The organism is Salmonella sp. SJTUF14076 (genome assembly GCF_015534835.1).
Classification (GTDB): Bacteria; Pseudomonadota; Gammaproteobacteria; order Enterobacterales; family Enterobacteriaceae; genus Salmonella; species Salmonella enterica.
In genome coordinates, this window is the sequence record NZ_CP064674.1 from 1,632,730 (window position 1) to 1,646,969 (window position 14,240).

At 56.9% G+C, this 14,240-nt stretch carries 15 protein-coding genes; 14 read left to right on the forward strand and 1 reads right to left on the reverse strand.

Going from position 1 to position 14,240, the window contains the following annotated elements:
• Window positions 1-34: 34 nt before the first annotated feature.
• From HU143_RS07800 to HU143_RS07820, 5 genes are all read left to right on the forward strand, one after another.
• Window positions 35-1,171: a porin OmpC gene (locus HU143_RS07800; protein ID WP_000865523.1), complete on the forward strand. Its 1,137-nt coding sequence runs from the start codon at window positions 35-37 to the stop codon at window positions 1,169-1,171.
• 114 nt (window positions 1,172-1,285) lie between these two features.
• The gene (apbE, locus tag HU143_RS07805; RefSeq protein ID WP_023138042.1) at window positions 1,286-2,338 is read left to right on the forward strand and encodes an FAD:protein FMN transferase ApbE; all 1,053 of its coding nucleotides are present in this window, start codon (window positions 1,286-1,288) and stop codon (window positions 2,336-2,338) included.
• Between the two features lie 80 nt (window positions 2,339-2,418).
• On the forward strand, window positions 2,419-3,480 hold the full coding sequence (ada, locus tag HU143_RS07810) for a bifunctional DNA-binding transcriptional regulator/O6-methylguanine-DNA methyltransferase Ada (RefSeq protein WP_000975968.1): 1,062 nt from the start codon (window positions 2,419-2,421) through the stop codon (window positions 3,478-3,480).
• Window positions 3,481-3,482: 2 nt separating this feature from the next.
• Window positions 3,483-4,133 (forward strand): DNA oxidative demethylase AlkB, encoded by a 651-nt coding sequence (alkB, locus tag HU143_RS07815; RefSeq protein WP_023226628.1) that lies wholly within the window; start codon window positions 3,483-3,485, stop codon window positions 4,131-4,133.
• 75 nt (window positions 4,134-4,208) lie between these two features.
• Complete coding sequence (locus HU143_RS07820; protein ID WP_000421589.1) at window positions 4,209-5,852, forward strand: multidrug ABC transporter permease/ATP-binding protein; 1,644 nt, start codon at window positions 4,209-4,211, stop codon at window positions 5,850-5,852.
• A 176-nt stretch (window positions 5,853-6,028) separates the two neighbouring features.
• Here the strand turns inward: HU143_RS07820 and eco are convergent, their stop codons facing one another.
• Entirely contained in the window at window positions 6,029-6,523 is a 495-nt protein-coding gene (gene eco, locus HU143_RS07825) for a serine protease inhibitor ecotin (protein ID WP_001747464.1), read from the reverse strand.
• Window positions 6,524-6,936: 413 nt separating this feature from the next.
• Between eco and napF the strand changes: the two genes are divergently transcribed.
• From napF to ccmB, 9 genes are all read left to right on the forward strand, one after another.
• Window positions 6,937-7,428, forward strand: a complete 492-nt coding sequence (gene napF, locus HU143_RS07830; protein WP_000228069.1) for a ferredoxin-type protein NapF — start codon at window positions 6,937-6,939, stop codon at window positions 7,426-7,428.
• Entirely contained in the window at window positions 7,418-7,681 is a 264-nt protein-coding gene (gene napD, locus HU143_RS07835; protein ID WP_001260058.1) for a chaperone NapD, read from the forward strand. Before napF ends, napD begins: the two co-directional genes overlap by 11 nt.
• On the forward strand, window positions 7,678-10,164 hold the full coding sequence (gene napA / locus HU143_RS07840) for a nitrate reductase catalytic subunit NapA (RefSeq protein ID WP_000778090.1): 2,487 nt from the start codon (window positions 7,678-7,680) through the stop codon (window positions 10,162-10,164). Before napD ends, napA begins: the two co-directional genes overlap by 4 nt.
• 6 nt (window positions 10,165-10,170) lie before the next feature.
• Window positions 10,171-10,866: a ferredoxin-type protein NapG gene (gene napG, locus HU143_RS07845; protein ID WP_000091673.1), complete on the forward strand. Its 696-nt coding sequence runs from the start codon at window positions 10,171-10,173 to the stop codon at window positions 10,864-10,866.
• Window positions 10,853-11,722, forward strand: a complete 870-nt coding sequence (napH, locus tag HU143_RS07850; protein WP_000013528.1) for a quinol dehydrogenase ferredoxin subunit NapH — start codon at window positions 10,853-10,855, stop codon at window positions 11,720-11,722. Before napG ends, napH begins: the two co-directional genes overlap by 14 nt.
• Window positions 11,723-11,837: 115 nt before the next feature.
• Window positions 11,838-12,287, forward strand: coding sequence for a nitrate reductase cytochrome c-type subunit (napB, locus tag HU143_RS07855; protein ID WP_000835182.1), 450 nt, complete (start codon window positions 11,838-11,840; stop codon window positions 12,285-12,287).
• A gap of 9 nt (window positions 12,288-12,296) precedes the next feature.
• Window positions 12,297-12,899, forward strand: a complete 603-nt coding sequence (gene napC / locus HU143_RS07860) for a cytochrome c-type protein NapC (RefSeq protein WP_000431778.1) — start codon at window positions 12,297-12,299, stop codon at window positions 12,897-12,899.
• 20 nt (window positions 12,900-12,919) lie between these two features.
• Complete coding sequence (gene ccmA, locus HU143_RS07865; RefSeq protein WP_064441671.1) at window positions 12,920-13,537, forward strand: cytochrome c biogenesis heme-transporting ATPase CcmA; 618 nt, start codon at window positions 12,920-12,922, stop codon at window positions 13,535-13,537.
• The gene (gene ccmB, locus HU143_RS07870) at window positions 13,534-14,193 is read left to right on the forward strand and encodes a heme exporter protein CcmB (protein ID WP_023226629.1); all 660 of its coding nucleotides are present in this window, start codon (window positions 13,534-13,536) and stop codon (window positions 14,191-14,193) included. The genes ccmA and ccmB overlap by 4 nt, the downstream gene beginning before the upstream one ends.
• The last annotated feature ends 47 nt before the right edge of the window (window positions 14,194-14,240 follow it).

Consider the following 14,240-nt stretch of genomic DNA (forward strand, 5'->3'; position numbering starts at 1 on the left):
AAGCAATAAAGGCATATAACAGAGGGTTAATAACATGAAAGTTAAAGTACTGTCCCTCCTGGTACCAGCTCTGCTGGTGGCGGGCGCAGCGAATGCGGCTGAAATTTATAATAAAGACGGCAACAAATTAGACCTGTTTGGTAAAGTTGATGGCCTGCACTACTTCTCTGACGACAAAGGCAGCGACGGTGACCAGACCTACATGCGTATCGGCTTCAAAGGCGAAACGCAGGTTAACGATCAGCTGACCGGTTATGGCCAGTGGGAATATCAGATTCAGGGCAACCAGACTGAAGGCAGCAACGACTCCTGGACGCGTGTGGCGTTTGCGGGTCTGAAATTCGCTGACGCAGGTTCCTTCGATTATGGTCGTAACTACGGCGTAACCTATGACGTGACCTCCTGGACCGACGTTCTGCCGGAGTTCGGCGGCGACACCTACGGCGCTGACAACTTTATGCAGCAGCGTGGTAACGGCTATGCCACTTACCGTAACACCGACTTCTTCGGCCTGGTGGATGGCCTGGACTTCGCGTTGCAGTATCAGGGCAAAAACGGCAGCGTGAGCGGTGAAAACACCAACGGTCGCAGCCTGCTGAACCAGAACGGCGACGGTTACGGCGGATCGCTGACTTATGCAATCGGCGAAGGCTTCTCTGTCGGTGGCGCTATCACCACGTCTAAACGTACTGCCGATCAGAACAACACCGCTAACGCTCGCCTGTATGGTAACGGCGATCGCGCCACGGTTTACACCGGCGGCCTGAAATACGATGCGAACAACATCTATCTGGCAGCGCAGTATTCTCAGACCTATAACGCAACCCGTTTTGGTACCTCTAACGGCAACAACCCGTCCACCTCTTACGGTTTTGCCAACAAAGCGCAGAACTTTGAAGTGGTTGCTCAGTACCAGTTCGACTTTGGTCTGCGTCCGTCTGTGGCTTACCTGCAGTCTAAAGGTAAGGACATCAGCAACGGCTACGGCGCCAGCTATGGCGACCAGGACATCGTAAAATATGTTGATGTCGGCGCGACTTACTACTTCAACAAAAACATGTCCACCTATGTTGATTACAAAATCAACCTGCTGGATAAAAACGACTTTACCCGCGATGCGGGCATCAACACCGACGACATCGTAGCGCTGGGTCTGGTTTACCAGTTCTAATCAGCAAAAGATGTTGCTAAAGGGCCTGCGGGCCCTTTTTTCATGCCTTATTCCGGCGTACAAATACGACGTTTTGATATACGCTTGCGTCCATTCGAATGAGGATAAACAGCGATGAAAATGACTTTTTGCCGGGCCGTGTGTCTGGCGGCGGCTTTTTTACTTATGGGCTGCGATGAGGCTCCCGAAACGACAACAGCGTCACCTGCCGCTCAGGTGCTGGAAGGTAAAACGATGGGGACCCTCTGGCGGGTGAGCGTGGTTGGCATCGATGCGAAACGCGCCGCAGAGTTACAGACTAAAATCCAGACTCAGCTTGATGCTGATGATTGGTTGCTTTCTACCTATAAAAATAACTCCGCGCTGATGCGTTTTAACCATTCACGCAGTCTTGCGCCCTGGCCGGTCAGCGAAGCCATGGCGGATATCGTGACCTCGGCGCTGCGTATTGGCGCGAAGACGGATGGCGCGATGGATATCACCGTGGGCCCGCTGGTCAATCTGTGGGGGTTTGGACCGGATCGGCAGCCGCTGCATATCCCAACACCAGCACAAATCGATGCGGCAAAAGCGAAAACAGGCCTGCAACATTTGCAGGTTATCGACAGGGCTGGACATCAGTTTTTGCAAAAAGATCTGCCGGATCTTTATGTTGATCTCTCCACGGTCGGGGAGGGCTATGCGGCGGATCATCTGGCGCGTCTGATGGAGCAGGAGGGCATTGCGCGTTATCTGGTCTCGGTGGGCGGCGCATTAAGCAGTCGCGGGATGAATGCGCAAGGGCTGCCGTGGCGCGTCGCGATTCAGAAGCCGACCGACCGGGAAAACGCGGTGCAGGCGATTGTGGATATCAACGGGCATGGCATCAGCACCTCCGGCAGCTACCGTAACTATTATGAGCTGGATGGCAAGCGCGTCTCGCACGTTATCGATCCGCAAACGGGGCGCCCCATTGAACACAACCTGGTATCGGTTACGGTCATTGCGCCAACGGCGCTGGAAGCGGATGGCTGGGACACCGGCCTGATGGTGCTCGGTACGCAAAAGGCGCAAGAGGTCGTGCGGCGGGAAGGGCTGGCGGTCTTTATGATCATGAAAGAAGGTGAAGGCTTTAAAACCTGGATGTCGCCGCAGTTCAAAACGTTCCTGGTGAGCGATAAGAATTAAAACGCAAGATTACGGGTTTTTGTGGGCGGATTTACGGACACACTGCATGTAAGCAAGCACTATGCTTAATGAAGGAGTCTATGATGAAAAAAGCGTTACTTACCGATGATGAATGCTGGCTGCGGGTGCAGGCGCGCGATGCCAGCGCGGATGGGCGTTTCGTTTTTGCAGTGCGAACCACTGGCGTTTTTTGCCGCCCTTCTTGTCGCTCGAAGCGGGCGTTACGTAAAAATGTTCGCTTTTTTGCCAACGCGCAGCAGGCGCTGGACGCCGGTTTTCGCCCCTGCAAGCGCTGTCAGCCGGATAATGCGCGCGCGCAGCAACGGCGGTTGGATAAGATTGCCTGCGCCTGCCGTTTGCTTGAGCAGGAGACGCCGGTAACGCTGGCGTCTCTGGCGCAGGCGGTGGCGATGAGCCCGTTTCATCTGCACCGTCTGTTTAAAGCGAGCACCGGAATGACGCCGAAAGGGTGGCAGCAGGCGTGGCGCGCCCGGCGGCTGCGTGAGGCTTTGGCGAAAGGAGAGCCGATCACGGCGGCTATTTATCGCGCCGGCTTCCCGGATAGCAGTAGCTACTACCGTCATGCCGACCAGACGCTGGGCATGACGGCAAAACAGTTTCGCAAAGGCGGCGATAATGTCTCCGTTCGCTATGCGCTGACGGACTGGGTTTACGGACGGTGCCTGGTGGCGGAGAGCGAGCGGGGGATTTGCGCGATTCTCCCCGGTGATAGCGACGACGCGCTACTGGCTGAATTACACACCCTTTTCCCGGCGGCCCGCCACGAACCTGCTGACGCGCTTTTTCAGCAACGGGTGCGGCAGGTTGTCGCGGCTATCAACACACGCGATGTGCTGCTCTCGTTGCCGCTGGATATCCAGGGAACCGCGTTTCAACAGCAGGTCTGGCAGGCGTTATGCGCAATTCCCTGCGGCGAAACCGTAAGCTATCAACAGCTTGCCGCGACTATCGGCAAACCCACGGCGGTACGCGCGGTCGCCAGCGCGTGCGGCGCGAATAAACTGGCGATGGTGATCCCGTGTCATCGGGTCGTGCGTCGCGATGGCGCGCTCTCCGGTTATCGTTGGGGCGTGCGTCGAAAAGCGCAGCTATTAAAGCGAGAAGCGCAAAAAGAGGAGTAGCAATGCTGGATCTATTTGCTGATGAAGCGCCTTGGCAAGAGCCCCTGGCGCCTGGCGCGGTGGTGTTGCGCCGCTTTGCGTTTCGCGCGGCGCAGTCGCTATTAGACGATATCGGGTTTGTCGCCAGTCAGTCTCCGTTTCGTCAGATGGTGACGCCGGGCGGCTACACCATGTCGGTGGCGATGACCAACTGCGGCGCGTTAGGGTGGACCACCGATCGTCACGGTTATTGTTATGCCGTGCGCGATCCGTTGACCGATAAACCCTGGCCTGCGCTGCCGTTATCGTTTGCCAGCGTATGTCGTCAGGCGGCAATCGCGGCAGGGTATGCGAGCTTCCAACCGGACGCCTGCCTGATCAATCGCTACGCGCCCGGCGCAAAACTGTCGCTGCATCAGGATAAAGACGAGCCGGATCTGCGCGCGCCTATTGTCTCAGTTTCGTTGGGGGTGCCGGCGGTTTTTCAGTTTGGCGGCCTGTGTCGCAGCGACCCGATCCAGCGGATCTTACTGGAGCATGGCGATATCGTGGTCTGGGGCGGCGAGTCCCGGCTGTTTTATCATGGTATCCAGCCGCTTAAAGCGGGCTTTCATCCCATGACCGGTGAATTTCGTTACAATCTCACCTTCCGTCAGGCGGCTGAAAAAGAATAAAAATAAGAATTATTATTGCTGTGCAGGTGGAGTTAGTTAAACTGCGGGCTGTTATTATCGGTCCGGGTTGTATGCATGGAACTTCTTATTCTTGTCTGGCGGCAGTACCGCTGGCCATTTATTAGCGTGATGGCGCTGAGCCTCGCCAGCGCGGCGCTGGGGATTGGCCTGATCGCGTTTATCAATCAGCGCCTGATTGAAACGGTGGACACCACCGTCATGGTGCTGCCGGAATTTCTCGGTCTGCTCCTGTTGCTAATGGTCGTCACATTAGGTTCCCAACTGGCGCTCACCACTCTGGGACACCATTTCGTTTACCGCCTGCGCAGCGAATTTATCAAGCGCATTCTGGATACGCACGTTGAACGCATTGAGCAACTGGGCAGCGCCTCTTTACTGGCCGGTCTGACCAGCGATATTCGCAATATTACTATCGCCTTTGTGCGTCTGCCTGAGCTGGTGCAGGGCATTATCCTCACCGTCGGCTCGGCGGCGTATCTGGCGATGCTATCGACAAAAATGCTGCTGGTTACGGCTATCTGGATGGCGGTCACTATCTGGGGCGGATTCGTGCTGGTGGCGCGGGTTTACCAGCATATGGCGACCCTGCGCGAGACCGAAGATAAGCTGTACAACGACTATCAGACGGTGCTGGAAGGACGCAAAGAGCTGACGCTAAACCGCGAGCGTGCGGAGCAGATTTTTCAGCAATGTTATACCCCGGATGCCAAAGAGTACCGTCATCACATTATCCGTGCCGATACTTTTCACCTGAGCGCCGTCAACTGGTCGAATATCATGATGCTGGGAGCGATAGGCCTGGTCTTCTGGATGGCGAATAGTCTCGGCTGGGCGGATACTAACGTCGCGGCGACCTATTCACTGACGTTGCTGTTCCTGCGCACGCCGCTGCTGTCTGCGGTGGGGGCGTTGCCAACCCTACTGACCGCCCAGGTGGCGTTTAATAAACTGAATAAATTCGCGCTCGCCCCGTATAAGCCTGATTTTCCACAGCCGAAAGCCTTTCCCGACTGGAAGACGCTGGAGCTGCGCAACGTGGTTTTCCACTATCAGGATAACGCGTTTTCCGTGGGGCCCATCAACCTGACGATTCACCGCGGCGAACTGCTGTTTTTAATTGGCGGCAACGGTAGCGGGAAATCGACGCTGGCCATGTTATTGACCGGTTTATACCAGCCGCAATCGGGAACGATTTTACTTGACGGTCAACCTATTGCCGCCGGGCAGCCGGAAGATTATCGCAAACTGTTTTCTGCGGTGTTCACCGATGTGTGGTTATTCGACCGCCTGCTGGGGCCGCAGGGGAAACCCGCCAATCCTGCGCTGGTCGAAAAGTGGCTTGAGCACCTGAAAATGACGCACAAGCTGGAGCTAAACGACGGGCGCATCTTGAATCTTAAACTGTCGAAAGGGCAAAAAAAGCGCATTGCGCTGCTGCTGGCGCTGGCGGAAGAGCGCGATATTATTTTGCTGGATGAGTGGGCCGCCGATCAGGACCCGCATTTCCGCCGGGAATTTTATCAGGTACTGTTGCCGTTAATGCAGGAAATGGGGAAAACCATTTTCGCCATCAGCCATGATGATCACTATTTTATTCACGCCGATCGTCTGCTTGAAATGCGTAACGGGCAGTTAACCGAACTCACCGGCGACGAACGTGACGCCGCTTCGCGTGATGCGGTTGCGCGTACTGCGTAATGGACTATGGCGCCGGATGAACCACCTGATGGCAGCCCGTAGGCCTGATAAGATGCTACGCGTCGCCACCAGGCTGCGGGCGGGCGGGTTTCCAGACGTGTTTTAAAAAGAACCCCGGAGCGCTGCGTGAGTCGGCGTGTTCAGATGCCCGGTAAGTGTGACCGGGCAGCGTAACATTATCGCGTGACGGCGTTCTGTACGTTAGCGTCCGCTTTCCAGATGCGGTATTTCACGTCCACATTCGCCGGGGTATACACCACGATCGGCAGCTTGCTGTTGTAGCGCAGCATCCCGTCTTCACCCAGCCAGGCGGTGACGAATTTTTGCTCTTTCTTACCGTCAGGGCAGGCCATCATGGTTGATACCGGAGAGGTGACGTTATCAAAGACATAATAGTCATAGCCCCAGCCTTCCAGCGTTTTTGTTTCCAGCGTGCCGCCGAGGCGATGCTGGTTACAATCCACATTCAGCGTTTGGCCAATCAACAGTTCCACTTTGAGGGTAGATTCATCCTGCTGAGGGGTAAGGGTTATCACTTGCCGCTTCATTCCTTTTTCCGCCTGCGGATAGGGGGCGATTTTTTCCAGCGGCTGGGCGGTATCGCCATTGTTAGCCCAGGCAGAGGCGCTGGCGAGGGCGGCGAAGACGACGGCAGGGACAAACATCTTCATTTGATTGTTCACAGTATTTCCTTTCTGCTGTTTTCGGTATTCACTGACAACAGATTAACACATTCATATTATCTATTAATCTGTATTTACTCATATTTTCAAGATTATTAATAAAATAGCGTCTTTTTATATAGTGGAATATTCTGATATTGATAATGTAAATGAAATTATCAGCTATTAGTGGTTTTCGTTATATAAATATCTATATAACTCATTGAAATGTGAGAAAAAGCACGTTTACGGGTCTTTACCCGGCACTCTTTTGATCCGGCAACAGCATTTACCTCTATCGGGGTATGCATCTCTTACACATCCTGAAATATCTTATTTACAAAAATAACTACTCATAAATTGTACGGTTTTTATTGGCATTCACTCCCTATGGAAGCGTGTCGTTATGGAAGGGCGATATCATGGTTGATTTATCCCGTCGAAGCATGTTGACCGGCAGTTGGCGCAACGCCAGCAATGGGATTCTTCCGCCGTGGGCCAGAGAAACGACCTATTTTCTCGCACATTGTCTGCGTTGCGACGCCTGTATCCAGGCGTGTGAGGCCGACATCCTGCAGCGAGGGGCGGGGGGATATCCGAGCGTAGATTTCAAACGGGGCGAGTGCAGCTTTTGTTATGCCTGTGCGCAGGCCTGTACTGAATCGCTTTTTCTTCCGCGCCACACCAGGGCCTGGGATCTGATTTTTACGCTCACGGAAAACTGCCTCGCCAGGCAATCGGTTGAATGCCATCGCTGCCAGGACAGTTGTGAACCTATGGCCATTACCTTTCGTCCCACGCTATCCGGCATTTACCAGCCGCAGCTTGACTCGCAGGCCTGTAACGGATGCGGGGCGTGTGTGGCTATCTGTCCCGTGTCAGCCATCAAAGCGGAGAACCACCATGCGCACTAACTGGCAGGTCTGTAGCCTGGTCGTGCAGGCCAAAAGTCAGAACATCGCCGCCATTGGCACACAGTTGAACACGTTGCCGGGTTGCGAAGTCGCGTTAAGCGACGTTGAAAGCGGGCAGCTGATCGTGGTGGCGGAAGCAGATCAGAGTGAAACGCTGATGCAAACAATTGAGTCAGTACGCAATGTCGAGGGCGTACTGGCGGTGTCGCTGGTTTATCACCAGCAGGATGAGCAAGGTGAGGAAACACCATGAAACTCAGTCGTCGTAGCTTTATGAAAGCTAACGCCGTTGCGGCCGCTGCGGCGGCTGCCGGTCTGAGCGTGCCGGGCGTCGCCCGCGCCGTTGTCGGGCAGCAGGAAGCCATCAAATGGGATAAAGCGCCGTGCCGTTTTTGCGGAACGGGTTGCGGTGTGTTGGTGGGAACGCAGCAGGGCCGTGTGGTCGCCTGCCAGGGCGACCCCGACGCGCCGGTCAACCGTGGTCTGAACTGCATTAAAGGCTACTTCCTGCCCAAAATCATGTACGGTAAAGATCGTCTGACGCAGCCGATGCTGCGCATGAAAGACGGCAGCTATCACAAAGACGGCGAGTTTACGCCGGTGAGCTGGGAACAGGCCTTCGATGTGATGGAGGAGAAGTTTAAAACCGCCCTGAAAGAGAAAGGACCAGAAGCGATCGGCATGTTTGGATCGGGTCAATGGACCATCTGGGAAGGCTATGCCGCCGCGAAACTGTTCAAGGCTGGTTTCCGCTCTAACAACATCGACCCGAACGCGCGTCACTGCATGGCCTCGGCGGTGGTGGGCTTTATGCGCACCTTTGGCATGGATGAACCGATGGGCTGCTACGACGATATTGAGCAGGCCGATGCGTTTGTGCTGTGGGGTTCCAACATGGCGGAGATGCACCCGATTTTATGGTCGCGCATCACTAACCGCCGTTTGTCCGACCCGAACGTGAAGGTTGCCGTCCTCTCCACCTTCCAGCACCGCAGCTTTGAACTGGCGGACAACGGTATTGTCTTTACCCCGCAAAGCGACCTGGTGATCCTTAACTATATTGCGAATTACATTATTCAGAACAACGCGGTAAATCAGGATTTCTTCACAAAGCATGTGAATCTGCGTAAAGGGGCGACGGATATCGGCTACGGCTTACGCCCGACGCACCCGCTGGAAAAGGCGGCGAAGAATCCGGGCTCCGACGCTTCCGAGCCGATGAGCTTCGACGAGTATAAAGCTTTCGTGGCGGAATATACGCTGGACAAGACTGCTGAAATGACCGGCGTGCCGAAAGATCAACTGGAACAGTTGGCGCAGCTCTACGCCGATCCGAATAAGCGCGTGATCTCTTACTGGACGATGGGTTTTAACCAGCATACCCGCGGCGTGTGGGCGAATAACCTGGTTTACAACCTGCATCTGCTGACCGGAAAAATCTCCCAGCCTGGCTGCGGTCCTTTCTCGCTGACCGGCCAGCCTTCCGCCTGCGGTACGGCGCGTGAAGTGGGAACCTTCTCACACCGTCTGCCCGCAGACATGGTCGTGACGAACGAAAAACACCGTGATATCTGCGAAAAACACTGGCAGATCCCCGCTGGCACTATCCCGGCAAAAGTGGGTTTACACGCGGTGGCGCAGGATCGCGCGTTGAAAGACGGCAAGCTGAACGTCTACTGGGTAATGTGTAATAACAATATGCAGGCCGGGCCGAACATCAATGAAGATCGGATGCCGGGCTGGCGCGATCCGCGTAACTTTATCATTGTCTCCGATCCTTACCCGACGGTGAGCGCGCTGTCTGCTGATCTGATCCTGCCGACCGCCATGTGGGTTGAGAAAGAAGGCGCTTACGGCAACGCCGAACGCCGCACGCAGTTCTGGCGTCAGCAAATTAAAGCGCCGGGCGAAGCCAAATCCGACCTCTGGCAACTGGTGCAGTTCTCCCGTCGTTTTAAAACCGAGGAGGTCTGGCCGGAGGCGTTGCTGGCCCAGAAGCCGGAGCTGCGCGGCAAAACGCTGTATGACGTTCTGTTCGCCACGCCGGCGGTCAGCAAATTCCCGTTGAGCGAGTTGAAAGAGGATCAGTTAAACGATGAGTCTCGTGAGCTGGGCTTCTATCTGCAAAAAGGGCTATTTGAAGAATACGCCTGGTTTGGACGTGGCCACGGGCACGATCTGGCGCCGTTCGACGATTACCACAACGCGCGCGGTCTGCGCTGGCCGGTCGTCGAAGGCAAAGAGACGCAATGGCGTTACAGCGAAGGCAACGACCCGTATGTAAAAGCGGGGGAAGGGTACAAATTCTACGGTAAACCGGATGGCAAAGCGGTGATCTTCGCGCTGCCATTTGAACCCGCGGCGGAGTCGCCGGACAACGAGTACGATCTGTGGCTTTCCACCGGTCGCGTGCTGGAACACTGGCATACCGGCAGTATGACGCGCCGCGTGCCTGAATTGCATCGCGCCTTCCCGGAAGCAGTGGTCTTTATTCACCCGCTGGATGCGAAAGCGCGCGATCTGCGTCGTGGGGATAAGGTTAAAGTGTCATCCCGCCGCGGCGAAGTGATTTCGATTGTCGAAACGCGTGGACGTAACCGTCCGCCGCAGGGACTGGTGTATATGCCGTTCTTCGATGCCGCTCAGCTAGTGAACAACCTGACGCTGGATGCGACGGACCCGCTCTCTAAAGAGACGGACTTCAAGAAGTGCGCCGTTAAGCTGGCGAAGGTGTAACGCGTTATGTCCCGTACAGCGAAACCCCAAAATGGCCGCCGCCGCTTTCTGCGTGATGTTGTGCGCACTGCGGGCGGGCTGGCGGCGGTTGGCGTGGCGCTGGGCTTGCAACAGCAAACCGCGCGCGCATCGGGCGTGCGGCTGCGTCCGCCTGGCGCGCTGAATGAAAATGTCTTCGCCAGCGCCTGTGTGCGCTGCGGGCAGTGCGTTCAGGCGTGTCCATACGACACGCTAAAACTGGCGACGCTGGCCTCCGGGCTATCGGCAGGCACGCCCTATTTCGTCGCTCGCGACATCCCCTGCGAAATGTGTGAAGACATTCCGTGCGCCAAAGTCTGCCCCAGCGGGGCGCTGAATAAAGATATCGCCTCCATTGATGACTCGCGTATGGGGCTGGCGGTGCTGCTGGATCAGGAAAACTGCCTCAACTTTCAGGGGCTGCGCTGCGACGTTTGCTACCGCGAATGCCCGAAAATCGATGAGGCCATCACGCTGGAGCTGGATCGCAACATGCGCACCGGCAAACATGCGCGCTTTCTGCCCACCGTACACAGCGACGCCTGTACCGGCTGCGGCAAATGCGAAAAAGTCTGCGTACTGGAGCAACCAGCGATAAAAGTGTTGCCGTTGTCATTGGCGAAAGGGGAGTTAGGACACCATTACCGCTTCGGCTGGCTGGAGGGGAAAGATGGCAAATCGTAAACGCGACGCCGGGCGAGAAGCGCGGGCGAAAAAAGGCTGGTGGCGTAGCCACCGCTGGCTGGTGTTACGCCGTATCAGCCAGTTTATGGTGCTGGGGATGTTTCTCAGCGGCCCGTGGCTGGGCTTTTGGGTTTTGCATGGCAACTACAGCAGTAGTTTGCTGTTCGATACCCTCCCGTTGACCGATCCGCTGATTACCCTGGAAAGTCTCGCCAGTGGACATCTTCCCGCTACCGTGGCGCTGACGGGAGCAGTGATTATCGCTGTGCTGTATGCGCTGGCGGGAAAGCGATTATTTTGCAGTTGGGTTTGCCCGCTAAACCCCGTTACCGATTTGGCTAACTGGATGCGCAGGAAATTTGACCTGAACCAGTCTGCGACGATTCCACGCCATATACGGTACGTCCTTCTGGTGGTGGTGTTAATCGGTTCGGCCTTGACCGGCACGCTGCTGTGGGAATGGATTAATCCCGTGTCGCTGTTAGGTCGTAGTCTGATTATGGGATTTAGTAGTGGCGCGTTGCTGATTATTGCTTTGTTTTTATTTGATTTATTAGTCGTTGAGCACGGTTGGTGCGGGCATATTTGCCCGATGGGCGCGCTGTATGGCGTGTTGGGCAGTAAAGGCGTAGTGACCGTGACGGCCAAAAAACGTGAGAAATGTAATCGCTGTATGGATTGTTTTCATGTTTGCCCGGAACCGCATGTGCTACGTGCGCCGGTGCTGGATGAGCAAAGCCCGGCGCAGGTCACTCACCGCGACTGCATGACCTGCGGTCGCTGCGTGGATGTCTGTTCTGAGGATGTTTTTACAATAACGATACACAACATCATTCGGGATGCATCGCGGCGGTAAGCGAGGAAATCCCCAGGAGCATAGATAACGATGTGACTGGGATTTTGGAGCGCAGCCAACAAAGAGGCAGCTCGAAGGATGAAGTGTAAATGCGATGGAGTTCGGGAGCGAAACAATGAAAAGCCATGACCTGATGAAAGCGCTGTGTCAATGGATGGCCACGCTTGCCCTGGTGGTAAGTGGTGCGGTTTGGGCGGCAAACGGAGTGGATCTGAGCCAGTCGCCGGAAGTATCCGGGACGCAGGAAGGGGCGATTCGTATGCCGAAAGAGCAGGAACGTATGCCGCTAAATTACGTCAACCAGCCGCCGATGATCCCGCACAGCGTCGAGGGCTACCAGGTGACGACCAATACCAACCGCTGTCTGCAATGCCACGGCGTGGAAAGTTATCGTACGACGGGCGCGCCGCGTATCAGTCCGACGCACTTTATGGACAGCGACGGTAAAGTGTCGGGCAACGTCGCGCCGCGTCGTTATTTCTGCCTGCAGTGCCACGTACCGCAGTCTGATACCGCGCCGATTATCGACAATACCTTTACCCCCTCGCAAGGTTACGGGAAATAAGAGGTCATTATGGAAAATTCTAACCGTAAACCCGGCTGGATAAAGCGCGTCTGGCGATGGTGGCGCAGCCCCAGCCGCCTGGCGCTGGGGACGCTGCTGTTAATCGGTTTTATCGGCGGCATCATCTTCTGGGGCGGCTTCAATACCGGAATGGAAAAGGCTAACACCGAAGAGTTTTGTATTAGCTGCCATGAAATGCGCAACACGGTGTATGAGGAGTATATGGAAACCGTCCACTACAACAACCGTAGCGGCGTTCGCGCCACCTGTCCTGACTGCCATGTGCCGCATGAGTGGGGGCCGAAGATGATCCGTAAGATCAAAGCCAGTAAAGAACTGTACGCGAAGGTATTTGGGCTGATAGATACACCGCAGAAATTTGAAGCTCATCGCCTGACAATGGCACAAAATGAGTGGCGGCGCATGAAAGACAACAACTCGCAGGAATGCCGTAACTGCCACAATTTCGACTTTATGGATCTGACCGCGCAAAAAGGCGTCGCGGCGAAAATGCACGATCAGGCGGTAAAAGACGGACAGACCTGTATCGATTGCCACAAAGGGATCGCGCATAAACTGCCGGATATGCGTGATGTTAAACCAGGTTTCTGACAGGACGTTGATGAGTGGGAATGCTTGAAGCCAGAGATCTGTACTGCGAGCGGGACGAGAGGACGCTGTTTCGCGGGCTGTCGTTCACCGTGGAGGCCGGGGAGTGGGTGCAGGTCACCGGCGGCAACGGCGCCGGAAAAACCACCCTGCTGCGCCTGCTGACCGGGCTGGCGCGCCCGGACGGCGGGGAGGTGTACTGGCAGGGCGAGCCCCTGCGCCGCGTGCGCGACAGCTTCCATCGCAGCCTGCTGTGGATAGGGCACCAGCCGGGGATAAAAACCCGCCTGACGGCGCGGGAGAACCTGCACTTCTTCCACCCCGGCGACGGCGCGCGCCTCCCGGAGGCGCTGGCGCAGGCCGGGCTGGCGGGATTTGAGGACGTGCCGGTCGCCCGGCTCTCGGCCGGGCAGCAGCGCCGGGTGGCGCTGGCCCGCCTGTGGCTGACCCGCGCCGCGCTGTGGGTGCTCGACGAGCCGTTCACCGCCATTGACGTTAACGGCGTGGTGCGCCTCACCCGGCGGATGGCGGAGCACACGGCGCAGGGCGGGATGGTCATTCTCACCACCCACCAGCCGCTGCCGGGGACCGCGGACACCGTCCGCCGCCTGGCGCTGACCGGCGGGGAGGCAGGGCTGTGATGTGGCGTGTCTTCTGTCTCGAACTGCGCGTGGCGTTCCGCCACGGCGCGGACATCGCCGGCCCGCTGTGGTTCTTCCTGATGGTCATCACCCTGTTTCCGTTAAGCGTCGGGCCGCAGCCGCAGCTGCTGGCGCGTATCGCGCCGGGCATCATCCAGGTGGCGGCGCTGCTGGCCTCGCTGCTGGCGCTGGAGCGGCTGTTTCGCGACGACCTGCAGGACGGCAGCCTGGAGCAGCTGATGCTGCTGCCGGTGCCGCTGCCGGCGGTGGTGCTGGCGAAGGTGCTGGCCCACTGGGCGGTGACCGGCCTGCCGCTGATTATGCTCTCCCCGCTGGTGGCGCTGCTGCTGGGGATGGACGTGTACGGCTGGAAAATCATGGCGCTGACGCTGCTGCTCGGCACGCCGGCGCTGGGGTTTCTCGCCGCGCCGGGCGTTGCGCTGACGGCCGGGCTGCGGCGCGGCGGCGTCCTGCTGGGCATTCTGGTGCTGCCGCTGAGTGTCCCGGTGCTGATTTTCGCCGCCGCGGCGATGGACGCGGCATCGATGCATTTACCCGCTGACGGCTATCTGGCGGTGCTGGGAGCGCTGCTGGCGGGCAGCGCGACGTTAAGCCCGTTCGCCACCGCGGCGGCGCTGCGCATCAGCGTGCAGTAGCGCCCCGGCACGACGGACATTTTATGGTTTCAGGAGGTCAGGTGACG